Annotated in this window: 24 protein-coding genes; 17 read left to right on the forward strand and 7 right to left on the reverse strand. The window is 74.5% G+C overall.

The window, feature by feature from the left end:
- Window positions 1-81: 81 nt before the first annotated feature.
- Entirely contained in the window at window positions 82-375 is a 294-nt protein-coding gene (locus ACFYWG_RS21790) for a DUF3253 domain-containing protein (RefSeq protein ID WP_389202939.1), read from the reverse strand.
- A gap of 274 nt (window positions 376-649) precedes the next feature.
- On the opposite strand from ACFYWG_RS21790, the gene ACFYWG_RS21795 reads away from it, so the two are divergent.
- The 9 genes from ACFYWG_RS21795 to ACFYWG_RS21835 all read left to right on the forward strand — a co-directional run bounded on the left by ACFYWG_RS21795 (window position 650) and on the right by ACFYWG_RS21835 (window position 6,219).
- Window positions 650-1,198 (forward strand): hypothetical protein, encoded by a 549-nt coding sequence (locus tag ACFYWG_RS21795; protein WP_389202941.1) that lies wholly within the window; start codon window positions 650-652, stop codon window positions 1,196-1,198.
- A 45-nt stretch (window positions 1,199-1,243) separates the two neighbouring features.
- Complete coding sequence (locus tag ACFYWG_RS21800; RefSeq protein ID WP_389202943.1) at window positions 1,244-1,642, forward strand: DUF5994 family protein; 399 nt, start codon at window positions 1,244-1,246, stop codon at window positions 1,640-1,642.
- 124 nt (window positions 1,643-1,766) lie between these two features.
- A complete protein-coding gene (locus tag ACFYWG_RS21805) occupies window positions 1,767-2,261 on the forward strand; it encodes a DUF5994 family protein (protein ID WP_383508221.1) in 495 nt (164 codons plus the stop codon).
- 244 nt (window positions 2,262-2,505) lie between these two features.
- The gene (locus ACFYWG_RS21810) at window positions 2,506-3,021 is read left to right on the forward strand and encodes a DUF5994 family protein (protein ID WP_389202945.1); all 516 of its coding nucleotides are present in this window, start codon (window positions 2,506-2,508) and stop codon (window positions 3,019-3,021) included.
- 278 nt (window positions 3,022-3,299) lie between these two features.
- A complete protein-coding gene (locus ACFYWG_RS21815; protein ID WP_389202947.1) occupies window positions 3,300-3,815 on the forward strand; it encodes a DUF2243 domain-containing protein in 516 nt (171 codons plus the stop codon).
- 45 nt (window positions 3,816-3,860) lie between these two features.
- Window positions 3,861-4,109, forward strand: a complete 249-nt coding sequence (locus ACFYWG_RS21820; RefSeq protein ID WP_389202949.1) for a hypothetical protein — start codon at window positions 3,861-3,863, stop codon at window positions 4,107-4,109.
- A gap of 372 nt (window positions 4,110-4,481) precedes the next feature.
- Window positions 4,482-5,543: an N-acetylmuramoyl-L-alanine amidase gene (locus ACFYWG_RS21825; RefSeq protein ID WP_376334043.1), complete on the forward strand. Its 1,062-nt coding sequence runs from the start codon at window positions 4,482-4,484 to the stop codon at window positions 5,541-5,543.
- Window positions 5,544-5,646: 103 nt separating this feature from the next.
- Window positions 5,647-5,877, forward strand: coding sequence for a DUF2945 domain-containing protein (locus ACFYWG_RS21830; protein ID WP_389202952.1), 231 nt, complete (start codon window positions 5,647-5,649; stop codon window positions 5,875-5,877).
- A gap of 6 nt (window positions 5,878-5,883) precedes the next feature.
- A complete protein-coding gene (locus tag ACFYWG_RS21835) occupies window positions 5,884-6,219 on the forward strand; it encodes a DUF3140 domain-containing protein (RefSeq protein WP_376334039.1) in 336 nt (111 codons plus the stop codon).
- On the opposite strand, the gene ACFYWG_RS21840 is transcribed toward ACFYWG_RS21835, so the two are convergent.
- Window positions 6,209-6,466, reverse strand: coding sequence for a hypothetical protein (locus ACFYWG_RS21840; protein WP_389202954.1), 258 nt, complete (start codon window positions 6,464-6,466; stop codon window positions 6,209-6,211). The genes ACFYWG_RS21835 and ACFYWG_RS21840 overlap by 11 nt on opposite strands.
- Window positions 6,467-6,583: 117 nt before the next feature.
- Between ACFYWG_RS21840 and ACFYWG_RS21845 the strand changes: the two genes are divergently transcribed.
- Window positions 6,584-7,963 (forward strand): trehalase family glycosidase, encoded by a 1,380-nt coding sequence (locus tag ACFYWG_RS21845; protein ID WP_389202956.1) that lies wholly within the window; start codon window positions 6,584-6,586, stop codon window positions 7,961-7,963.
- A gap of 68 nt (window positions 7,964-8,031) precedes the next feature.
- Here the strand turns inward: ACFYWG_RS21845 and ACFYWG_RS21850 are convergent, their stop codons facing one another.
- The 4 genes from ACFYWG_RS21850 to ACFYWG_RS21865 all read right to left on the reverse strand — a co-directional run bounded on the left by ACFYWG_RS21850 (window position 8,032) and on the right by ACFYWG_RS21865 (window position 11,685).
- Entirely contained in the window at window positions 8,032-8,205 is a 174-nt protein-coding gene (locus tag ACFYWG_RS21850) for a hypothetical protein (protein WP_376334033.1), read from the reverse strand.
- 230 nt (window positions 8,206-8,435) lie between these two features.
- A complete protein-coding gene (locus tag ACFYWG_RS21855) occupies window positions 8,436-8,663 on the reverse strand; it encodes a hypothetical protein (RefSeq protein WP_389202958.1) in 228 nt (75 codons plus the stop codon).
- A gap of 650 nt (window positions 8,664-9,313) precedes the next feature.
- On the reverse strand, window positions 9,314-10,336 hold the full coding sequence (locus ACFYWG_RS21860; RefSeq protein ID WP_383508247.1) for a hemolysin family protein: 1,023 nt from the start codon (window positions 10,334-10,336) through the stop codon (window positions 9,314-9,316).
- On the reverse strand, window positions 10,333-11,685 hold the full coding sequence (locus tag ACFYWG_RS21865) for a hemolysin family protein (protein WP_383508250.1): 1,353 nt from the start codon (window positions 11,683-11,685) through the stop codon (window positions 10,333-10,335). Before ACFYWG_RS21865 ends, ACFYWG_RS21860 begins: the two co-directional genes overlap by 4 nt.
- Before the next feature lie 324 nt (window positions 11,686-12,009).
- Between ACFYWG_RS21865 and ACFYWG_RS21870 the strand changes: the two genes are divergently transcribed.
- The 4 genes from ACFYWG_RS21870 to ACFYWG_RS21885 all read left to right on the forward strand — a co-directional run bounded on the left by ACFYWG_RS21870 (window position 12,010) and on the right by ACFYWG_RS21885 (window position 14,770).
- The gene (locus ACFYWG_RS21870) at window positions 12,010-12,405 is read left to right on the forward strand and encodes a cell division protein SepF (protein WP_376334026.1); all 396 of its coding nucleotides are present in this window, start codon (window positions 12,010-12,012) and stop codon (window positions 12,403-12,405) included.
- A gap of 96 nt (window positions 12,406-12,501) precedes the next feature.
- Window positions 12,502-13,761, forward strand: coding sequence for an ATP-binding protein (locus ACFYWG_RS21875; protein WP_389202962.1), 1,260 nt, complete (start codon window positions 12,502-12,504; stop codon window positions 13,759-13,761).
- Window positions 13,754-14,104, forward strand: a complete 351-nt coding sequence (locus ACFYWG_RS21880; RefSeq protein WP_376334023.1) for a nucleotide pyrophosphohydrolase — start codon at window positions 13,754-13,756, stop codon at window positions 14,102-14,104. The genes ACFYWG_RS21875 and ACFYWG_RS21880 overlap by 8 nt, the downstream gene beginning before the upstream one ends.
- Window positions 14,105-14,299: 195 nt before the next feature.
- Window positions 14,300-14,770 (forward strand): DUF6099 family protein, encoded by a 471-nt coding sequence (locus tag ACFYWG_RS21885; RefSeq protein ID WP_385420679.1) that lies wholly within the window; start codon window positions 14,300-14,302, stop codon window positions 14,768-14,770.
- Between the two features lie 668 nt (window positions 14,771-15,438).
- Here ACFYWG_RS21885 and ACFYWG_RS21890 read toward each other — a convergent pair.
- Window positions 15,439-15,609: a hypothetical protein gene (locus ACFYWG_RS21890; protein WP_389202965.1), complete on the reverse strand. Its 171-nt coding sequence runs from the start codon at window positions 15,607-15,609 to the stop codon at window positions 15,439-15,441.
- A 236-nt stretch (window positions 15,610-15,845) separates the two neighbouring features.
- On the opposite strand from ACFYWG_RS21890, the gene ACFYWG_RS21895 reads away from it, so the two are divergent.
- The 3 genes from ACFYWG_RS21895 (at window position 15,846) to ACFYWG_RS21905 (ending at window position 20,942) form a co-directional block, all read left to right on the forward strand.
- Window positions 15,846-16,769 carry an LLM class F420-dependent oxidoreductase gene (locus ACFYWG_RS21895; protein WP_389202967.1) on the forward strand — a complete coding sequence of 308 codons (924 nt, stop codon included), beginning with the start codon at window positions 15,846-15,848 and terminating at the stop codon, window positions 16,767-16,769.
- A gap of 172 nt (window positions 16,770-16,941) precedes the next feature.
- Window positions 16,942-18,405 (forward strand): 3' terminal RNA ribose 2'-O-methyltransferase Hen1, encoded by a 1,464-nt coding sequence (locus tag ACFYWG_RS21900; protein WP_389202969.1) that lies wholly within the window; start codon window positions 16,942-16,944, stop codon window positions 18,403-18,405.
- Complete coding sequence (locus tag ACFYWG_RS21905; protein ID WP_389202971.1) at window positions 18,402-20,942, forward strand: polynucleotide kinase-phosphatase; 2,541 nt, start codon at window positions 18,402-18,404, stop codon at window positions 20,940-20,942. The genes ACFYWG_RS21900 and ACFYWG_RS21905 overlap by 4 nt, the downstream gene beginning before the upstream one ends.
- Window positions 20,943-21,085 lie beyond the last annotated feature (143 nt).

Raw genomic sequence — 21,085 nt, forward strand, 5'->3', positions numbered from 1 at the left:
CGTCCACCGGCCGTTTCCTGACCTTCGACGAGGCAGGGCGCCTCATATGGGGTGTGCGGCGATCCTGGACTGCCGGGGTGGTCATGCGGAGTCGGCGGGGCCGGGGGCCGCGCGGCGGATGCGGAGGGGGCCGCGGGCCTCTGCCTCGGTGACGGGCCGGCCGGCCTTCGTGACCTCGACCTCGCCCGCCTCCACCAGGCGCCAGGCCGCCCGGCGGGCCGGGTCCATCAGCGCCCGCCAGCCGTCGCCGTCGCCCTCGTAGGCCTCGCGCGCGGCGTCGGACGGGCAGATGGACGCAGTGGCCGCACGCCGCTGAAGCAGGTCCCTGATGGCCTGCTCCAGCCGCCGGTCGAGATGCCGGTCCGTCTCCGCCACGCGTTCCAGTCTGGCACCGCTCCCGCTGTCCGGGGCGGTGATCGTCCGGCGCGGAGCCGCGCCGGGCCGGGGGCGGCCTTGCCCGGTTCCGCGGGAGCCAGGAGTACGGTGGGGGACAGCAGCACCTCCTGCGCCGGCACCGACCGGCCCCGGACCGTCGCCTCGTCTCCGGCGCGTCCCTCTGCTCGCGCCCCTCCACAGCACGCCGACCGTCCGTACTGGTTCAGCCCGTGACCCCGGCCGCGCCATCCGCATCCTGGCCGAGGACCCACGCATGCCGTCCCTTCCGCACACGCCGACGACGCTCACGCCGTCCGCTCCGGGGCCGCCGCCCACGACGACCGCGCCGGCCGATCCCGTGCCGTCGTCCATGAGGGTCGACCGGCCGGGCGACCCGCACTCGCCGTACCGCTACGGCATTCGTCTGCGGGGCCAGTTGCGCGGTGTGCTGCACGCGCACGTCGGCCGGCTGTTCCGCAACGACCGCACACCGCCGGAGCGTTACGCCCCCGACCTTCTCGCCGACCTCGACATCCGTGCCGTCGCCCGGGCTTTCCCGGGCCTGTGCCTGCCCACGCCGGTCCTTCCGTTCGCGCTGGGCTGGGGGATCGGCGGCAGTCGGCTGTGCGGCGTGACCGCCCTGCTGTGGGCAGGCATCGTGCGCATCGCGCTGCTCCACCACGTCAGCTGGAGCGTCAACTCCCTCTGCCACCTGATCGGTGAGCGCAACTCCGCAGCCGTGAACCGCCTTCTCGAACCCGCCGGCTGGGTTCACGACGTGCGCTGGCCCAGTGCCGAGCGCGTCGCCGCGCGTCGCCTCTGACGCTTTGACGTATCCAACTCCCCGACCCACGGCAGGAGCCCACTCGTGACCACCTCGCCACCGCACCCGCTCCCCTCCCCGCCGGCCCTCCGGCTGCGCCTCGCGCCCCGCATCGGTGTGCCCCGGCCCATCGACGGGGCATGGTGGCCGCGCTCGTACGACCTGCCGGCGGAACTGCCCGCGCTGCTCCGCGGACTGCCGCGCGCCTGGGGCGACATCACGAGCGTCACCGTCAGCGGGGCGACGTGGTCCCGCGTACCCGACCGGATCCTCGTCGCCGACCGGACCGTACGGCTGCACCGGGCCCTCGCGGCGTCCGCCCCGGACACCGTCGTCCTGCTCGCTCCCGGCCAGGGGCGCTGGGATCTGCTGGTGGTGCCGCCGGACACGGCGGAGGAGACGGCGGGGTCGCTGATGGCGGCCGCGGTGGACTCACCCGGCTGACCACGGCTGACCGGCACGGCGACGGGCGGGGACCGCCCGCACGAGCGCTCCGGCGGCGGACGGCGGGGAGTAGCGTGGGAGGAGGAGGCCGTTCGGTCTCCGGTCCAGGGAAGCAGGCCATGCCATGTCCGACTCCGACCAGGCGCACACGACCGGTTCCCTGCCCGACGCCGTCCACCGGAGCGTGCGGCCGGGGTCGGCCCTCGTGCGGCTGGAGACGACACACGACCGGCACGGCACGCTCGACGGCGCGTGGTGGCCGCGGTCGCGGGACGTCGCCGCCGAACTCCCCGGACTGCTGGCCGCGTTGACCGAGCACCTCGGGCCCGTCACGCGCGTGGGCCTGGACTCCGCCGCCTGGGAGGGGCTGCCCACGCGCATGACCGTCGGGGACCGGGTCGTCCACATCGACTCCTCCCCGATCGGTGACGACACCGTGCTCATCACCCGCGGTGGGCAGGATCTCTTCTCCTTGCTCGTGGTGCCGCCGCACGCGACGCCGGAGGCCGCGCGGGCGGCCATGGCCGAGGCGGTACGCGCCGGAAGCACCACCCGGGCCGAGCAGATCCTGCTCGACACCGGCACCGGGCGAGCGGTGCGGGGACCGCAGGACGCGTAGAGGCCCCTCCGGCGCACGAGCGGGACGCCGTGCGCCGGCGACATCGCGGTGCCGTGCGCTCGCGGGAGCCGGCGGGGACGGGCCCGTGTGCCGAAGTGCCGCCGGACGTCCGGTCCGTGCGGCCTCCGTGCGGAGTAGGCTGACGGTGTCGAGGATTCTTCGCACGCCTGCTCCTGGCCGGCGTCGTTTTCGGCGATCGAATACGCCGGGCCGGTTTCGGTCGGCCCGGGGCAGGGCTCGTGTCATGACAGCGACCGTTTCCCACCCGCCGACATCCGAGACCGACGAGAGTCCGTCCTCGTCCTCCACGCGCCTGGCACTCGTCCCCGCCGGTTCCGCTCCAGCGCTGCTGGACGGTGCCTGGTGGCCCCGCTCCCGTGATCTGGCGGCCGAGCTCCCGCGCCTGGCCGCGGTGCTGGATCCGCTGTGGGGGCGGATCACCCGCGTGACGGTGAATCCCACGCACTGGCCCATCGTTCCCCGCAAGGTGCCCGTCGGCGCCCGCGTCATGAAGGTCGGCTGGTTCCAGCAGGAGCAGGACCCGCACGAACTGCTGCTGCTCTCGTACCGCGTGGGCCGGTGGAACCTCCTGGTGGTCCCGCCGCAGACGCCCCCCGACGTGGCCGAGTGGCTGATGGCCGCCGCGAGCGATCCGGGCGGTACGTCGTCTGGGAGCCGGTTGATGGCGGAGGCCGCGCGCGCCGCCGCGCCGGCCTCGGCGGTCCCGGCCGGCGCCGTGGACCGGGACGCCGCACGGTAGGACACGCGTCCGGGGCGCCGGCCCGTCCGCGCCGGAGCTCCGGTGACCGCCGCCCGCCCCGTGCACCGGCTGGGTGACCTCCTCGCGACCCGGACGGCCCGGACCGCCCGGACAGCCCGGGGACGAGGACCTCGGGCCGGTGCCGCGGACGACGGACCCGGGTGCGGGGCTGCACCGCGTCTCGGTGCGTGCGAGAAGCGCGGCCGGGTGGGTACCCGGTGCGGGCCGCCGGCGGTGGGCCGCAGGCGGTGCCCACGCACGGACGGAGGCGGATGCCCATGACGCGAGCGGCCCGGCCGGGCACCTCGGCGGACGCACGGCCCGAGCCACGGCGGTCGGCGGCCGTCTGCGCGCTGATCGGGGCCGCCGTGATGGCTGCGGTGGACGAGATCGTCTTCCACCAGATCCTCGGCTGGCACCACTTCTACGACCGCTCCACCACCAGCGTGGGTCTGCTGTCCGACGGCCTGCTGCACAGTGCCGAACTGCTGGCCCTGGTGGCCGGATTCTTTCTGTATGCCGATCTCCGCCGCCGCCGGTCGCTCGACCGGGCCCACGCCTGGGCGGGCTTCCTCCTCGGCCTGGGCGCCTTCCAGCTGTTCGACGGGATCGTCGACCACAAGCTGCTGCGCCTGCACCAGATCCGGTACGGCGTCGACCTCACCCCGTACGACTGGGCCTGGAACATCGCGGCGCTGGTGCTGCTCCTCGTCGGCGCCGGGCTGGCGGTCCGCGCGGCCCGGGGGAGCAGGGAAGCCGGGCGGGAGCGGGGCCCGGGCGGCGGGACGCCATGACCGGCGGCCCGGACACGAGTCACGAACACGGAGGATGCTGCTGACATGATCACCCCCGAGCAGATCAAGGACCTGCTGGAATCCGACGCCGACGCACCGGTCCTCGTCATGGTGGCGGGCGCCGCCGAGGTCGTCCCGGCGTCGGCGCTGGAGACCGGCGACCACCGAGGAGCCCTGGAGATCGCCTCCCGCGAGGACCTCCTCACCGAACTGGACGGCGAGGTCCCGTCGCGGCGCGTACTGGAGGAGATCGCCGCTCGTCTGGACGCCTCCGTGAACCGGCTCGGCGCCTGACACACCGCGCCGAATCGAACACGCCCAGGGGGCCGGGTGCGCGCAGACAGGTGCGCATCCGGCCCCCTGGGCGTGTTCCGCGCGAGCAAGGCGGCCGTCGACGGCGTCGTAATCGCGCCTAATTCGCGATTGCGGTCCCGCGAAGGTGAGCAAAGGGGTGGACTGTGGGAATAACCGCATCCCGGACGTGTGCGCGGCACCGCACCCCACGAGGCTCGGCACACCTCCCGGCCCTTCTCGGTTCCACCCATCCCCCCAATCGCACGTAACTACAGGCAAGTCCACTCTCGCGTCCCGTCGCGGACGCGCTCCCCAGGTGTGTTCGCACCGTCTTCAGACCGGTACCCCCACGCCGGAACGGAGGACCCGCTCATGGCCACCCCGCTCACCGCCGCCCGGCTCGTCGCCGCGCTGAAGGCCGAGGGCTGCGCCGTCCACGAGGTGCCCGGATGGCGCACCAACAACCGCAACCACGTCGGCCCTTGGGGCCCCGTGCACGGTGTGATGATCCATCACACCGTCACCGGTCCGGGCACCGACGTCGTCGGGCTGATCTACCGCGGGCACAGCGCCCTGCCCGGCCCGCTCGCCACCGGCTGCATCACCAAGGATGGCGTGGTCCACCTGACCGGCAACGGCCGGGCCAACCACGCCGGAGGCGGCGACGGCGACGTGCTCGACGCCGTCATCGGCGAGTCCTACGGCAGATACCCGCCCGCCACGCACGAGCACGACGGATCCGCCGGGTCGGTCGACGGCAACGCCCGCTTCTACGGCTGGGAGTGCGAGAACAAGGGCGACGGCAAGGACCCCTGGCCGCCCGCCCAGTACCTCGCGATGGTCAAGGCCACCGCCGCCGTCTGCCGCGCGCACGGCTGGGGCCGCAAGAGCACCATCGGCCATCTGGAGTGGAGCGACTCGAAGGTCGACCCACGCGGGTTCGACATGGCCGACTTCCGGCGCGACGTCGCCGACGCCCTGGCCCTGCCCGCGGGCCGCTGGAATGGAGAGGACCCCATGCCCCAGTACGTCAACCTCGGAGTCGCCCGGCCGTACGAACTGCGGCCCGGTGTCTGGGACTCGGTGGAGTTCACCGCCGAGTGGGCCGACGAGACCGGCGGCCACGCCTCCGGCGGCAGCGTGTTCGCGCGCGGGCCCGCCCGCTTCACCGGCACGGTCAGCCTGCATCTGGAGGGCCTGCCGGTGGGCGCGGTGGTCCAGGCGCGCATGTCGGAGTACCAGGGCGACGAGCTGCGCACCGACCACCCGATCCACGAGATCACCGGCACCGCCGGCGGCACCTTCGCCGTGGTGCCCCTGACCAAGCGGCTCGGCTCGGGGCGCGGCATGCGGGTGCGGCTGCTGAACCAGGCCGAGGTGCCGGTCACCGTCGCGGGCGCGGGGCTGACGGCGCTCGTGTGGGAGGAGCCGTGAGCGGGCGGCGCGCACGGGTACCCGGCTGACGCCCGTCGAGCTGCGGTGTGCACTCCCGGCCCGCACGCTGGAGGGACAGCACGTCACCCCTAGGGAGCACGGCATGGCGAAGAACCGCAGCGAGGGCGACAAGCCGAAGAAGGGCGACAAGGTCACCTGGAGCAGTCACGGCAGCACCACCGAGGGCAAGGTCGAGCGGAAGATCACCAAACGGACGGAGGCGGCCGGCCGGACGGTCGACGCCTCGCCCGACGACCCGCAGTACGAGGTCCGCAGCGACAAGTCCGGCCGGACCGCGGTCCACAAGCCGTCCGCGCTCAAGAAGAAGAAGTGAGGCGGCGTGGACGACGGTCAGCGCGACGCGACCTGGAAAGAGTTCCGTGAGCTGGTGAACATGACGCCGGCCGAGCTGGACACGTGGCTGGAGTCGGACGAGTCGCGCGGCGCCGGTCAGCACAAGGACGGGGGCGAGTCCACCGGGCACGCCTCCGGCCGGCGCATCGTGGAGATCCTGCGGGCCAAGAAGGGCGACCTCACGGACGACGACTACCAGCACATGCGGAAGGTCGTCGGTTACGTCCGCCGCCACCTGGCGCAGGAGCCCTCCGGGGACGTGCGGGACACGAAGTGGCGGTACTCCCTGATGAACTGGGGGCACGACCCGCTCAGCGGGTGACGGCCCGGTCCAGGAGCGTCTCCAGGTACCACCCACGCCGGGCGCCCAGCGCGCCCGGCGTCTTCGTCGCCACGGCCGGGGTGGTGAAGGGGCGGGCCGCCGCCGGACCGGGGCCGAAGGGTTCCTCCAGGAGGGGTGCCTTGCCGTGCAGGCGCGCAGGCGCGCAGGCGTGCGGGCGTGCGGGCCGGGCGGCGACGGGGGGCGAGTTCGGCCGTGTGCCCGTTGTCGACTTACGTCTACTGGTCATGCATCTCGGTGACGGTTCTGCTGGTTGACAAGACATAAGTTGGGGATAGTGTCGTCGCAACCCCGTGCGCACCCTCCCCAGGCGCTCGAGACCGTCCTGGAATCTTGAGAGGCCCACATGTCCGAGACCGCCGCCCAGGAACAACTCCTGCCCGGAGACACCCTGCAGGCCAAAGGGCCCGGCCTGCTGACACTGAGGCGCGGCGCGGCGCGGGTCCTGCTCGACAACTGGACCGGCACCTCCACCGTCCCCTCCCGCACCCTCTACCCGCACCAGTGGAGCTGGGACTCCGCGTTCGTCGCGATCGGCCTGCGCCACCTGTCCGCCCGCCGCGCCCAGCGCGAACTGGAGTCCTTGCTGGCCGGGCAGTGGGCCGACGGACGCGTCCCGCACATCGTCTTCAACTCCGATCTGCCTCACGGCGCCTACTTCCCGAGCCCCGACTTCTGGCAGTCGTCCCGGGCCGGCCGCGCCGCCGGCGCCCCCACCACCCCGGAGACCTCCGGCATCGTCCAGCCCCCGGTGCACGCGCTGGCGGCCTGGCTCGTCCACCGGGCCGACCCGGAACTCTCCGCGCGCCGCGGCTTCCTCGCCCGCGTCCTGCCCCGGCTCCAGGCCTGGCACGACTACCTGCTCACCCGCCGCGACCTCGGCGGCGGGGGCCTCGCGGCCGTCGTCCACCCGTGGGAACCCGGCATGGACAACAGCCCCTGCTGGGACCGGGCCCTGACCCGCGTGGAGCCCGCCGCGTCCAGCATGTTCCGCCGCGCCGACCTCCAGCACGGCCACCCCGCCGACCGGCCCACCGATCTGGACTACGGCCGGTACGTGCGGCTGGCCGCCGACTACCGGGCGGCGGGCTACGACGACCGCACCGCGCGGCACGCCTTCGCCCTGGAGGACCCGGCCTTCAACGCCCTGCTGATCGTCAGCGAACTCGCCCTGGCCGACCTGGCCCGCGCCCTGGACCGCCCCCACCGGCACCACCGCGAACGCGCCGGCCTCCTCACCCGCCGGCTGGTCACCCGGCTCTGGGACGGCGCCACCGGCCAGTTCCTCGTCCGCGACCTCGCCACCGACACGCTCGTCACCGAACGCGGCGTCACCGGCCTGATCCCGCTCGTCGTGCCCCACCTGCCGCGCGAGATCGCCACCCGGCTGTGCGCGACGCTGGCCTCCGAGCACTTCACCGCGCCGGGCACCCGCCTGGTGCCCAGCTACGACCTCACCGGCCGCGCCTTCGACCCCGCCCGCTACTGGCGCGGCCCCGCCTGGTTCAACACCGCCTGGCTCGTCCACCACGGACTGCGCACCCACGGCCGGCACGCCCACGCCGAGGAGTTGCGCGAAGGTTTCCTGGAGCAGGCGGGACGAACCGGCTTCGCCGAGTACGTCGACCCGGTCACCGGCGCGGGCCGGGGAGCACGCCGGTTCTCCTGGACCGCCGCCCTCACCCTGGACCTGCTGTCCACCGCACACGAGGAACCCTCGTCCTGACGGCGTCCGGCGAGGGCACGCACCCCGCCCCCTGCGTACGGCACGGCGGCGGGCACGGCAGCCCGCGTTCAGTTCCCGGCGGGCTCCTCCTCAGCGGGCACGGGGTGACCGGCGAGCGCCTGGCTCATCCGGTGCTGGGTCTCCTCGGAGACCGCGCGGGCCTCCTCGACGACATCGCCGCGCTCGCGTATGAGGCTTTCGTAGATCGGGAGTTCTTCGGTACGGGTCGTCTCGGTCGTCACCGCGGATTTCCTATCGCTGTATCGGGCGGGGTCTGAAGGGCCCGAGTAAGTCTGCGACACCTCCTTCCGGGGTGTTACCCACCCCCTTCCCGTGCAGATTTCCGTCACGGGTTTCGCACAATCCCCACATGTGTGACCCGGTGAAACGGGGGTACGGCGCCCGCCTGTGCCGTGCCGGCACGCGAAAGGCCCCGGGACCGGCTCGTCCCGGGGCCTTTCGCGTCGGGCGGTCAGAGCGAGGTGGTGTGCACGCCCGCGTGCGCGCCCGCCGTGGCGCCCTGCGGCGACAGCGCGGCCTGCAGGTCGGCGCAGGCGCCGACGGTCAGCGGCTCGACCAGGCCGGTGGACAGGCCGCCCACCAGGCTCGCGGAGGCGCCCACGCCGGCGTTGCCGCCGGAGACGTTCTCCAGCTCCGCGTCGGAGAGCTCGATGCCGGTGGCCGGGGGAGTGAAGTCCATGGGAATTCCCTTCGCGTGAATGTCGCAGGATCAAAACACCCGCCGGAGCGGAACGGCCAATCGGGCAGGGGCAGTTCGAAGTGTCATTCCCCGCCGGAATTCACCGCTGTGACCGCACGGGCACCCCATATCCGCACTCGTTCACCATTCCCGTCGATCCGGCGCGCTCCCAGGGGTTGCACCCGGAATCGCGAAGCGGGCCTTTCGGTGCCGATTCCGCGCGCGGCGCCGACCGGACGGCGGCGACCCGGCCGGGCCGGCGTCCCCGGACTTGCGATGTGCAGATCCGCGGGAGGTTCAGACCCGGGGCCCACCCCGGCACGCGCAGCGGCCCGGCCTCGCGCTCGGAGACGCGAGGGCGCCCGTCGGCGGGGAGGGCCCGCCGGGCGTCCGGTGCCCGACGCCCGGTGCCCGTTCGCGGGGAAGCCCCCTCGGCCGTCCGGCCGTGGATGCGGGGGCCTGCGGGGAGGCCTCACCGGCCGTTCGGCCAGGGACGCCGGCCCGCAGGGAGGACCCCCGTCCGTCCGGCCGTGGATGCCTGCCCGCGGGAGGTCCCGCCGGCCGTCCGGCCGTCGGATGCGGGCCCGCGGGGCCGACGCGCCGGTCGTGCGGCGACGGGTGGCCGCCCGGGGGAGCGGCCCGTCGGGGCGTCACGCCGCCGTGGCCGGTTGCATCAGGCGGGCCAGGAGGTCGTCCAGGGTGACCAGGCCGGTCAGCCGGCCCGTGTCGTCCCGGACCAGCGCCAGCGAGGCGCGGCGGCGGCGCAGCACCTCGATCGCGCCGGCCACCGTGGTGGCCTCCGTCAGCTCCGGCACCGGCCGGGCCAGTTCCCGGGCGGACGTGGCGCGCCCCCGGGCCCGGGCCACCAGGGCGTCCCGGGCGTGCACGGACCCCAGCACCGCACCCCGCTCCCGCACCAGGAGCCGCGTACGGTCGTGCTCGGCGGCCAGCCGCAGCAGCGCCTCGACGTCCGCGCCGCCCTCGACCCAGGTGATGTCGGCGGCCGGGATACTGAGCGCGGCCACCGGCGTCTCCGGCTCGGTCAGGGAACGGGTCAGCAGCTCCGAGTCGGTCGTGCTGATCAGGCCCAGCCGCTCGGACTCCTCCACGAGGTGCGTCAGCTGCTCCCGGTTGTGCACCGAGGCCAGCTCGTCGCGCGGCGCGACCCGGCACAGCCGTACCAGGCCGTTGCTCACCCGGTTCAGCAGCCGGATCAGCGGGCGCACGGCCCGCACCACGGCCCGGAACGGCGGGGACAGCAGCATGGCCGACCGCTCGGGGTGGGCGATCGCCCACGACTTGGGGGCCATTTCGCCGACCACCATGTGCAGGAACACCACCACGATCATGGCGACGGCGAACGCCACGCCGTAGCTGACGGCGCTGGGCAGCCCCAGGGCGTGCAGCAGCGGGTCCAGCTCGTGGGAGATCGCCGGCTTGGACACCGAGCCCAGGCCCAGCGTGCACACGGTGATGCCCAGCTGGGCACCGGCCAGCATCAGCGACAGCTCGCGCATCCCGGCCAGGGCCGCCCCGGCACCGCGCCGCCCCTCGGCCGCCGCCTTCTCCATGCGGTGCCGTTTGGCGGCGACGAGCGCGAACTCGGCCGCCACGAAGAAGCCGCTGCCGATCAGCAGCAGCACGGTCACGAAGACCGCCATCGGGAAACTCACGCCGTCTCCTCGGCTTCCGCGGCCTCCTCGGCCGCCACGAGCGGACGGAGCCGCACGCGGTCGGCGACGTGCCGGTCCAGCGTGCGCACCTCGATCAGTGCGCTCCCGCCGCCGGGCAGGCCGACCGTGACGCGGTCGCCCACGGTCGGGAAGCGGCCGAGCCGGTCCACGACCAGTCCGGCCACGGTGTCGTAGTCGTCGTCCTCCGGCAGCCGGACGCCGGTGGCCTCGGCCACCTCGTCGAGCCGGCGGCCGGCGTCCACCAGCCAGCCGTCGCCGTCGGCGACGGCGACCGCCGTGACCGTGTCGGACTCGTCGGCGATGTCGCCCACCAGCTCCTCGGCGATGTCCTCGTAGGTGACGATGCCGGCCACGCCCCCGTGCTCGTCCAGGACGACCGCGAACTCGTCGTCCAGCTCCCGCATCCGGGCGACCGCGTCGGGCAGGGGCAGCGTGTCGGGCAGCAGCAGCGGCCGCCGGGCCAGCTCGCCCGCCCTCGCGCCGTCGACCCGGGAGGCGGGCAGCGCCATCAGCTCGCGCACGCCCAGCACCCCGGAGACGTCGTCCGGGTGGTCACCGAGGACCGGGTAGTTGGAGTGGCCGTGCCGGGCGATCAGGTCGATGGCCTCGCCGGCACCGGCGTCCTTGCGGACGAAGACGGCGTCGGCGCGCGGCACCATCACCTCGTCCAGGGTGCGCTCGGAGAACTCCAGCGCGTGGTCCAGCAGCGCCGCGGTGTCCTTGGGCAGCGCGCCCTGCTCGTGCGACTCGCCGATCAGATGGCCCAGTTCCTCCAGCGTGGCGCCGTGGTGCAGCTCCTCGACCGGCTCGATGCCGGCCCTGCGCAGCAGCCTGTTCGCCGCGGAGTCGAAGACGTGGACGACGGGGCCGACCACCTTGAGGTAGGCCAGCGTCGAGGGGGCCAGGGCCTTCGCCAGCCGCTCCGGCACGGCGATCGCGAGGTTCTTCGGGGCCAGCTCGCCCAGCACCATCTGCACGACGGTGGCCAGCACGAACGCGAGCACCACCGAGACGCCGCCGACGGCGGCGCCGGGCAGGCCGAGGCCGGACAGGGCGGGCCTGAGCAGGGCGGACACCGACGGCTCGGCGATGAAGCCGACGACCAGTCCGGTGACGGTGATGCCGAGCTGCGCGCCCGACAGCATGAACGACAGCCGCTCCAGCACCTTCAGGGCGCGGGCGGCTCCGCGGTCGCCGGCTTCGGCCTCGCGGGCGAGGGTGAGCCGGTCGGCGGAGACGTAGGCGAACTCCTGGGCCACGAAGTAGCCGGTGCCGGCGGTCAGCACGAACACGGCGAGCAGGCCCAGCAGGGCATCGGCGGCACTCATCGAACACCACCCCGCCGTGTGCCGCGATCAGTGATGCCGTGGCGGGATGGTCGGGGACTGTGCCCCGGAGGGTCCGTCGGTCTGGCGGACAAGAACGTGCTCCTTAAGGTGCGGTCTGTCTCCGGTGCAACGTCTGCCGCCGCCCCGGTGTTCCCGGATTCTACGGTCGTGTAGATGACGGGGTCCGGGCCGAGGCAGCCGGCGGAGTCAGGAAAACCCGTTGCGCGCCGCATTGACATCGCGGAGCGTGTCGCATTGGGCCGAACGGGTGACGGTGCGCAACAATTGGCCGATGCAGACAGCCAGTGCGAGCCAGGACGGAGCATGCCGGTGAACAGCCACGATGTCACCGACGAACAGTGGGAGGGGCTCGCCCAGGTCGTGCCGCTGCGAGGCCGGGACGCCTGGCCCTCCTCGGTCGGCCACCGCGCGGTCCCCGAGGCCGCGACGGAGGCCCGGCGCCGCTTCGTCGTCCTGCGGGTGAACGTCTTCGCCGACGCCCGCGACGTCGCCGAGACGCTGATGGCGGGCGTGCCGGTGCTGCTCGACCTGACCGGCGCCGAGACGGACGTCGCCAAGCGGGTGCTGGACTTCAGCACGGGGGTCGTCTTCGGGCTCGCGAGCGGGATGCACCGCGTCGACCGCAACGTGTTCCTGCTGACACCCGCCGGGACCGAGGTGACCGGGCTGATGGAGGGCATCGGCGTCCCCGGGACGTGAACCCGGGCAGGTCCGTCCCCGCGCGGGTCGCCCGTTCGTAGGAACCCGCCGGAGGCGGAACGGTTCGGCCCGGGTGCGCAGTCCTACCGTCCGGGCATGACCCACCCCCCGCACCCCGACCGCCCCCGCGTCACCGAGCTGCGCCTGGCCGCCTTCGCCGGCCACCGCCGCGCCGTGTTCCGGCTCGGGCCGCTCACCCTCCTCGCCGGCCCCAGCGGAGCGGGCAAGAGCAGCGCGCTGCGGGCGTACGAGGCGCTCGCCCGGCTCGGGGGCGGCGCCGAACTGGGCGAGGTGTTCCCGGATCCCGCCGCCTGCGTGCCCGAGGGGGCCCGGCCCGACGCCCAGCACCGGCGCGGCTTCCGCATCGGCTGCACGGCCGACGGCCCGGCCGGTCCCGTGCGGCTCGACATCGCCGTGCAGGCCGAGCCGGACCTGCGCGTGGTGGGCGAGCGGCTGTCGGCGGGCGGGACGGTCCTGCTGGAGACCGCCCTGCGCGACCCGCGCAAGCGCACCGTGCAGGCCGCCTGGCACACGGCCGGGCCGGCCCCGGTGACCCGCGGCCCGCTGCCCGACGACCGGCTCGGCACGGCGCTGCTCCCGCTGCGTGTGGCGGGCCGGACACCCGGCCAGCGGCGGGTGCTGGCCGCCGCCGAGCAGATGGTGGTCGCCCTGCGCTCCGCCTACGCCTGCGACCCCGAGCCCTCCCGCATGCGCGCACGCGTCCCGGCCGGTTCGGGCAGGCTGCTCGGCGACTGCGCCAACCTCGCCGACGTGCTGTGGCGCACCCGCGCCGAGTGCGGCCGCCGGCACGCCCTGTTCGTGGCGGCGGTACGGGCCGGCTGCGCGGGGCCGGTGCAGGACGTGTGCGCGGAACGGACGGGTCCCGTCCCCGTCCCCGTGCGGCAGGGCACCGGCTCACCGACCGCCCGGCAGGGGGCGGGCACGCCCACCGCCGGGCTCCGGGCGGCCGGCCCCGCCCGCCCGGGCGGTCCCGCCCCCTCGGAGGGTCCCGCCTCGGTCCGCGCCCTGCTGGACCGCGGCGCCGGTGTGCGCACGGACCTTTCGCGGCTGGGCCACGGCGAGCTCCGCTACCTCGCCCTCGCCCTGGTGCTGCTGACCGGCCCCGGGGTGCTGGAGGTCGACCCGGCCGGCGAGGTGCCCGCGGCGCTGCAGACGCTCACCGTCCTCGCCGACGGATTCGACCGGGGCCTGGACCCGCGGCAGCGGCGGGAACTGCTCGACCTCGCGGTACGGATGTGCGAACGGGGGCACATCCGGCTCGTCGGGGCGGTCAGCGACGCCTCGTGGGCCGCCGGGACCGAGGGCGTGACGGTGGTAGACCTGACCCGTGACTGATCCGTCCCCCGCACCGCACGGCGAACACCCGGACCTGGCGGCCCTCCAGCGCCGGCTGGCCGATTTCGCCGCCGCGCGCAACTGGCAGCCGTACCACACCCCCAAGAACCTGGTCGCCGCCCTCAGTGTCGAGGCGTCCGAACTGGTCGAGATCTTCCAGTGGTTGACGCCCGAGGAGTCGGCCCGGGTCATGGGCGACCCGGACACCGCGCACCGCGTGACCGACGAGGTCGCCGACGTGCTGGCGTATCTGCTGCAACTGTGCGAGGTGCTCGGCGTCGACCCGCTGGCCGCGCTGGCGGCGAAGATCGACCGCAACGAACGGAGGTTCCCGGTCGAGTGACGCCGCGGTGAACGGCAGGAGTCTCACAGTCCGTTTGTACTCTGCGTAGTCGAAATGCGGCCCGCATCCGAATTGTTGTCCGCTAATTTCCGTCTTCCTCTGGCTTTTCGTCTCAGGGCACCTCACTCTGGGTAGTGAACAAGGGAGTTCGGGCAGCGGACGCGCGCGGCGCGTCGGGACAGACGGGGGCAGCGCATGGAAGCGGTGCGGCTCATCGTGACGAGCAAACGGTCCCTGGCCGCCGGCGGCGAGGTCCGGGAGATCCTGGCCGAGGTGTGGCAGGCGCAGGCCCTCGCGCAGGCGATCGGCAGCCGCCTCGCGGTCGCCGGACCACCCGAACTGCGCGGCGAGGCGCTGGGGTTGACGGAGCTGGCGGGCCGCGGCTGCGGTGTCCTGGACACGCCCGAGCTGGCTCCCGGCGAGCTGCGGGCGGGTCAGCTCACGGAGTTGGGCGACGCCCGCCACACCCTGATGCATCTGGGCGGGCTCCTCGGCGAGGTCGGCATCGCGCTGGTGGCCCTGGCCTGCGCCGCGGACGACGAGGGCACGTACTGGCAGTGCATGGAGGCCATCGACGCGGCCGACGAGTCCCGCGACCGCGTCCTGGAGATGCTCCGCCGCCTCGCCGACCGCGAGCAGGCCCTCCCGGAGAAGGAGGCGGGCTAGACCGCGCCCGCCCCGGCGACGAGACCGTCGTACGGAACGGCCCGCTGGCCGGGAGAGCACCCGCTCGGCACAAGGCCTGGGGTGCGGCGGATCCTGCGCGGCAGGTACCTGCGCGTCCGAGCCCCGGCGCGGCGCCCGAGTACGAAGTCCTGCGCGGGCGGGGCCCGGGTCGAAACCGTGCGCGGCCGGGGCCCGGCGCGGCTCCGTCCTGAGCCCGGGGTGCGGCGGATCCTGCGCGGCAGGTACCTGGGCGTCCGAGTCCCGGCGCGGCGCCCGGGTGCGAGATCCCCTGCGAGCTGGGTTCCGCCGGCTCCGCGCGGCTTCGCTCCGCGCGGCCTCGGCCTCGGCCCCGCGCGGGCCCGGGGCCCCGCGCGGCCTCGGGCCCGCGCGGTGCGGAGCCCGGAGGCAGGGGCTCGGCGCATGGCACGTCCCCGGGCAAGCGCTGCGCGCGGCCGTGCGCACGCCCCGGCGCCCAGCGGGGGAGCGGAGCGCCGCCCCACTGTGCCGGGCGGGACGAGGCCGCGGCCACGTGAGGCCTTGCCTGTGCGGGGCGTGACGAGGCCGCGGCCGCGTGGGGGCTCGCCTGTGCGGGGCGTGAGGGGGCGGCGGCCGCGTGGGGTCTCGCCGTCGGCCGACCGGCCGGAGCTGCGGCAGCCGGGGCGCGGCGCCTAAGCCGTCCGGCCGCCCTCGGCCGTCGCGTGCTCCGCCTCGCCCGCCGACCGGAGGTCCGCGTCCAGCGCCGACAGGTCCGCGTTCAGCGCCGCCATCAGCTCCTCCATCTGCTGCAGCAGCCCCTTCGGCTGCGCCCCGCCCTGCTGCGGCACGGTCTCTTCGGACATGACGGCCTCCTCGGCCCCTGGCCCCCGGGGAGGCCGACACGGTCGGCGCCCGGCGCTCACCGGCCGGTGCGGAAGCCGGCTGCTCCGGCTCCGCCCGAGCCAACGATCACCATCGGGGCCGGTCACCGGCCGGACCGGGCGCGGACCGCGGTATGGAGGTAATTTCACCCGACCGGGGACCGGCGGGGCCGGGGTCCGGCCGCGAGATCGCCCACCGCGGCGTGCAGGATGGAGGTATGGACCTGCGCATCTTCACCGAGCCCCAGCAGGGGGCCACCTATGACACGCTGCTGACCGTCGCCAAGGCCACCGAGGACCTCGGCTTCGACGCCTTCTTCCGCTCCGACCACTACCTGCGCATGGGCAGCGTCGACGGCCTGCCCGGCCCCACCGACGCCTGGATCACCCTGGCCGGACTCGCCCGCGAGACCCAGCGCATCCGCCTCGGCACCCTGATGACCGCCGGCACCTTCCGGCTGCCCGGCGTGCTCGCCATCCAGGTCGCCCAGGTCGACCAGATGTCCGGCGGCCGGATCGAACTCGGCCTCGGCGCGGGCTGGTTCGAGGAGGAGCACAAGGCGTACGGCATCCCCTTCCCCAAGGAGAAGTTCGCCCGCCTCGAGGAGCAGCTGGCGATCGTCACCGGCCTGTGGGCGACGGAGACCGGCAAGACCTTCGACTTCCACGGCACGTACTACGACCTCACGGAGTCCCCGGCGCTGCCCAAGCCGGCCCAGCGCAAGATCCCCGTGCTCGTCGGCGGCCACGGCCCCACCCGCACCCCGCGGCTCGCCGCCCGGTACGCGGACGAGTTCAACATGCCCTTCGCCTCCGTCGAGGACAGCGAGCGCCAGTTCGCCCGGGTGCGCGCCGCGGCCGAGGAGGCGGGCCGCAGCGGTGACGACCTGGTCTACTCCAACGCCCTGGTGGTCTGCGTCGGCCGGGACGACCAGGAGGTCGCCCGCCGGGCCGCGGCGATCGGCCGCGAGGTGGACGAGCTGAAGCTCAACGGCCTGGCGGGTTCCCCGGCCGAGGTCGTCGACAAGATCGGCCGCTACGCCGAGGCCGGCTCCGCCCGCATCTACCTCCAGGTCCTCGACCTGCACGACCTGGACCACCTGGAGCTGATCTCCGCGCAGGTGCAGTCGCAGCTGAACTGAACCGGCCCGGTACCGGCCGGGCCCGCCGGCCGCCTCGATAAACGAAGGCGCTGGTGGGCACGGGTGTGCGAAGCTGTGGGCGTCGTCCTGCCGAGCCCCCGGGAGCACCCCTCCTGGGGGCTCCTGCGCGCACGGCACCCCAGACGTCCACCCGGCCGGAGAGGCCCTCCGCATGTTCCTGACGATCACCACCACCGGCACGCCCGAACGCCCCGCGACCGACCTCGGCTACCTGCTGCACAAGCATCCCGGCAAGGCCCAGGCGTTCTCCACCTCCCACGGCACGGCCCACGTCCTCTACCCCGAGGCCGACGACCGGCGCTGCACGGCGGCGCTGCTGCTGGAGGTCGATCCGGTGGCCCTGGTCAGGAAGGGCAAGGGCAAGGGCCGCGGCGGCGCCCCGGACGCGGCCCTCGCGCAGTACGTCAACGACCGCCCGTACGCGGCCTCCTCGCTGCTCGCCGTCGCGCTGAGCACCGTCTTCTCCAGTGCCGTCAAGGGTGTCTGCAACGCCCGCCCGGAACTGCCCGGGCAGACCAGGCCGTTGCGTGTGGAGGTGCCCGCGCTGCCCGCCCGCGGCGGCCCGGGCCTCGTGGCGGAGCTGTTCGAGCCGCTGGGCTGGACGGTCACGGCCGAACCGGTGCCGCTGGACGCCGAGTTCCCCGAGTGGGGCGACTCGCGGTACGTGCACCTGGTCCTGGAGTCCGACGCGCTCACCCTGGCCGAGGCCCTGCGCCACCTGTACGTGCTGCTGCCGGTCCTCGACGACGCCAAGCACTACTGGGTCGCCCCCGACGAGGTCGACAAACTGCTGCGCGCCGGTGAGGGCTGGCTGCCCGGCCACCCGCAGCAGCGGCTCATCACCAGCCGCTACCTGACGCGCCGCTGGTCGCTGACCCGCGCGGCGACCGAGCGGCTGGAGCTGGTCCGGCTCGCCGAGACCGACGACAGCGAGGTCGAGGACATCGACAACGCGGTCGCCGAGGAGACCGAGACGGAGGAGAAGCCGACCCCGCTGGCGGTGCAGCGCCGCGAGGCGATCGTCACCGCGCTGCGGCGGTCCGGCGCCGCCCGGGTGCTCGACCTGGGCTGCGGCCAGGGCCAGTTGGTGCAGGCCCTCCTCAAGGACCCGGTGTTCACCGAGATCGTCGGCGTCGACGTGTCGATGCGCGCGCTCACCATCGCCTCCCGCCGTCTGAAGCTGGACCGCATGGGCGAGCGCCAGGCGTCCCGCGTCACCCTCTTCCAGGGCTCGCTCGCCTACACCGACGCCCGGCTCAAGGGCTACGACGCCGCCGTGCTCAGCGAGGTGATCGAGCACCTGGACCTGCCCCGGCTGCCCGCCCTGGAGTACGCCGTGTTCGGCTCGGCCCGGCCGCGCACGGTCCTGGTGACGACCCCCAACGTGGAGTACAACGTCCGCTGGGAGAGCCTCCCGGCCGGTCACGTCCGGCACGGCGACCACCGCTTCGAGTGGACCCGCGCCGAGTTCCGCGCGTGGGCTGACGCGGTGGCCGCACGGCACGGCTACGGCGTCGAGTTCGTCCCCGTCGGCGCCGACGACCCCGAGGTCGGGCCGCCCACACAGATGGCCGTGTTCACGATGACCACCCCGAAGGAGGCGAAGGCGGCATGACCGACGAGACGCAGGGGCGCGTGCTGCCCGTCACCGACCTGTCCCTGGTGGTGCTCATCGGGGCCTCCGGCTCCGGCAAGTCCACCTTCGCCCGCAGGCACTTCAAGCCCACCGAGGTGATCTCCTCCGACTTCTGCCGCGGCCTCGTCTCGGACGACGAGAACGACCAGAGCGCCACCAGGGACGCCTTCGACGTCCTGCACTACATCGCCTCCAAGCGCCTGGCCGCCGGCCGCCGCACCGTGGTGGACGCCACCAGCGTGCAGTCCGAGGCCCGCCGCCAGCTCGTCGACCTGGCCCGCAAGCACGACGTGCTGCCCGTCGCCATCGTGCTCGACGTGCCCGAGGAGGTGTGCGCCGCGCGCAACGCGACGCGCACCGACCGCGCCGACATGCCCCGCCGGGTCGTCCAGCGCCACACCCGCGAACTGCGCCGCTCCCTGCGCCACCTGGAGCGCGAGGGCTTCCGCAAGGTGCACGTCCTGCGCGGTGCGGAGGAGGTCGAGCACGCCACCGTCGTCACCGAGAAGCGATTCAACGACCTCACCCACCTCACCGGCCCCTTCGACATCATCGGCGACGTCCACGGCTGCTCCGCCGAACTGGAGGCCCTGCTGGGCAAGCTGGGTTACGTCGACGGGGTCCACCCCGAGGGCCGTACGGCCGTCTTCGTCGGCGACCTGGTCGACCGCGGCCCGGACAGCCCGGGCGTGCTGCGCCGCGTCATGGCGATGGTGGCGTCCGGCAACGCCCTGTGCGTGCCCGGGAACCACGAGAACAAGTACGGCCGCTACCTGCGCGGCCGCAACGTGCAGCACACGCACGGGCTCGCGGAGACCATCGAGCAGATGGCCGGCGAGAGCGAGGAGTTCGTCGCCGAGGTGCGCCGCTTCCTCGACGGGCTCGTCAGCCACTACGTCCTCGACGGCGGGCGGCTCGTGGTCTGCCACGCCGGTCTGCCCGAGAAGTACCACGGCCGCACCTCCGGCCGGGTCCGCAGCCACGCCCTGTACGGCGACACCACCGGGGAGACCGACGAGTTCGGCCTGCCGGTGCGCTACCCGTGGGCGGAGGACTACCGCGGCCGGGCGGCCGTCGTCTACGGGCACACCCCCGTCCCCGAGGCCACCTGGCTCAACAACACGATCTGCCTGGACACCGGCGCGGTCTTCGGCGGCAAGCTCACCGCGCTGCGCTGGCCGGAGCGCGAGCTGGCCGAGGTGCCCGCGGAGCGGGTCTGGTACGAGCCGGCGAAGCCGCTGCGCAGCGAGGCGCCCGGCGGGCAGGACGGCCGGCCGCTGGACCTGGCCGACGTGCGGGGCCGCCGGGTCGTGGAGACCCGGTACCAGGGCCGGATCACGATCCGCGAGGAGAACGCGGCGGCGGCGCTGGAGGTCATGAGCCGCTTCGCGGTGGACCCGCGGCTGCTGCCGTACCTGCCGCCGACGATGGCGCCGACGGCCACCAGCCGCGTCGAGGGGTACCTGGAGCACCCGGCCGAGACGTTCGCCCAGTACCGGGAGGACGGTGTCGCGCGCGTCGTGTGCGAGGAGAAGCACATGGGCTCCCGGGCGGTGGCCCTGGTGTGCCGCGACGCCGCGGCGGCGGCCCGGCGCTTCGGGGTGGACGGTCCGACGGGCTCGCTCTACACCCGGACCGGCCGTCCGTTCCTGGACGACGAGGCGCTCACCGAGCAGATCCTCGACCAGGTGCGCACGGCGGCCGGCGAGGCGGGCCTGTGGGACGAGCTGGAGACGGACTGGCTGCTGCTGGACGCGGAGCTGATGCCCTGGTCCCTGAAGGCGTCCGGGCTGCTGCGCTCGCAGTACGCGGCCGTGGGCGCCGCGTCCGGCGCGGTGCTGCCGCAGGCGCTGCGGGCGCTGCGGGGCGCGGCCGGCCGGGGCGTGGACGTGTCCGGGCTGCTGGAGCGCACCGGTGAACGCGCGGCCGACGCCGCCGCGTTCACGGCGGCCTACCGGCGCTACTGCTGGACCACCGACGGACTGGACGGCGTCCGCCTGGCGCCGTTCCAAATCCTCGCCGTCCAGGGCAGGAGCCTGGCCGCGCTGCCCCACGACGAGCAGCTCGCCCTGCTGGACCGGCTCGTCGAGCACGACGGCAGCGGCCTGCTGCAGACCACCCGGCGGCTCCACGTCGACACCGGCGACCCCGAGTCCGTGCAGGCCGGTGTCGACTGGTGGCTGGAGATGACCGGCCGCGGCGGCGAGGGCATGGTCGTCAAGCCGGTGGGCGCGGTGGTGCGGGACGGGCAGGGCCGCCTGGTGCAGCCCGGGATCAAGTGCCGCGGCCGCGAGTACCTGCGGATCATCTACGGTCCGGAGTACACGCGTCCGGAGAACCTGGCCCGCCTGCGCTCGCGGTTCCTCAACCACAAGCGGTCCCTGGCGCTGCGCGAGTACGCCCTGGGTCTGGAGGCCCTGGACCGCCTGGCCGGGGGCGAGCCGCTGTGGCGGGTGCACGAGGCCGTGTTCGGGGTGCTGGCCCTGGAGTCGGAGCCGGTGGACCCGAGGCTGTGACGGCGGCGGGGGGGGGGGGGGCCCCCCGGGGGGCCCCCCCCCCCCCCCCCCCCCCCCCCCCCCCCCCCGCCCCCCCCAACCCCCCCCCCCCCCCCGCCGCGCCCCCCCCCCCCCCCACCCACCCCCCCCCCCCCCCCCCGGGC

The sequence above is a fragment of the Streptomyces sp. NPDC003456 genome (assembly GCF_042878735.1).
Lineage (GTDB): Bacteria > Actinomycetota > Actinomycetes > Streptomycetales > Streptomycetaceae > Streptomyces.

What these genes read in the sequence shown, in the direction of transcription:
- ACFYWG_RS21840 (WP_389202954.1), bottom strand. Translation starts at nt 6,466, where the DNA reads ATGACCAGTAGACGTAAGTCGACAACGGGCACACGGCCGAACTCGCCC.
- ACFYWG_RS21855 (WP_389202958.1), bottom strand. Translation starts at nt 8,663, where the DNA reads ATGGACTTCACTCCCCCGGCCACCGGCATCGAGCTCTCCGACGCGGAG.
- ACFYWG_RS21900 (WP_389202969.1), top strand. Translation starts at nt 16,942, where the DNA reads ATGTTCCTGACGATCACCACCACCGGCACGCCCGAACGCCCCGCGACC.
- ACFYWG_RS21890 (WP_389202965.1), bottom strand. Translation starts at nt 15,609, where the DNA reads ATGTCCGAAGAGACCGTGCCGCAGCAGGGCGGGGCGCAGCCGAAGGGG.
- ACFYWG_RS21865 (WP_383508250.1), bottom strand. Translation starts at nt 11,685, where the DNA reads ATGAGTGCCGCCGATGCCCTGCTGGGCCTGCTCGCCGTGTTCGTGCTG.
- ACFYWG_RS21845 (WP_389202956.1), top strand. Translation starts at nt 6,584, where the DNA reads ATGTCCGAGACCGCCGCCCAGGAACAACTCCTGCCCGGAGACACCCTG.
- ACFYWG_RS21875 (WP_389202962.1), top strand. Translation starts at nt 12,502, where the DNA reads ATGACCCACCCCCCGCACCCCGACCGCCCCCGCGTCACCGAGCTGCGC.
- ACFYWG_RS21905 (WP_389202971.1), top strand. Translation starts at nt 18,402, where the DNA reads ATGACCGACGAGACGCAGGGGCGCGTGCTGCCCGTCACCGACCTGTCC.
- ACFYWG_RS21795 (WP_389202941.1), top strand. Translation starts at nt 650, where the DNA reads ATGCCGTCCCTTCCGCACACGCCGACGACGCTCACGCCGTCCGCTCCG.
- ACFYWG_RS21870 (WP_376334026.1), top strand. Translation starts at nt 12,010, where the DNA reads ATGCCGGTGAACAGCCACGATGTCACCGACGAACAGTGGGAGGGGCTC.
- ACFYWG_RS21810 (WP_389202945.1), top strand. Translation starts at nt 2,506, where the DNA reads ATGACAGCGACCGTTTCCCACCCGCCGACATCCGAGACCGACGAGAGT.
- ACFYWG_RS21895 (WP_389202967.1), top strand. Translation starts at nt 15,846, where the DNA reads ATGGACCTGCGCATCTTCACCGAGCCCCAGCAGGGGGCCACCTATGAC.
- ACFYWG_RS21820 (WP_389202949.1), top strand. Translation starts at nt 3,861, where the DNA reads ATGATCACCCCCGAGCAGATCAAGGACCTGCTGGAATCCGACGCCGAC.
- ACFYWG_RS21815 (WP_389202947.1), top strand. Translation starts at nt 3,300, where the DNA reads ATGACGCGAGCGGCCCGGCCGGGCACCTCGGCGGACGCACGGCCCGAG.
- ACFYWG_RS21825 (WP_376334043.1), top strand. Translation starts at nt 4,482, where the DNA reads ATGGCCACCCCGCTCACCGCCGCCCGGCTCGTCGCCGCGCTGAAGGCC.
- ACFYWG_RS21830 (WP_389202952.1), top strand. Translation starts at nt 5,647, where the DNA reads ATGGCGAAGAACCGCAGCGAGGGCGACAAGCCGAAGAAGGGCGACAAG.
- ACFYWG_RS21885 (WP_385420679.1), top strand. Translation starts at nt 14,300, where the DNA reads ATGGAAGCGGTGCGGCTCATCGTGACGAGCAAACGGTCCCTGGCCGCC.
- ACFYWG_RS21805 (WP_383508221.1), top strand. Translation starts at nt 1,767, where the DNA reads ATGTCCGACTCCGACCAGGCGCACACGACCGGTTCCCTGCCCGACGCC.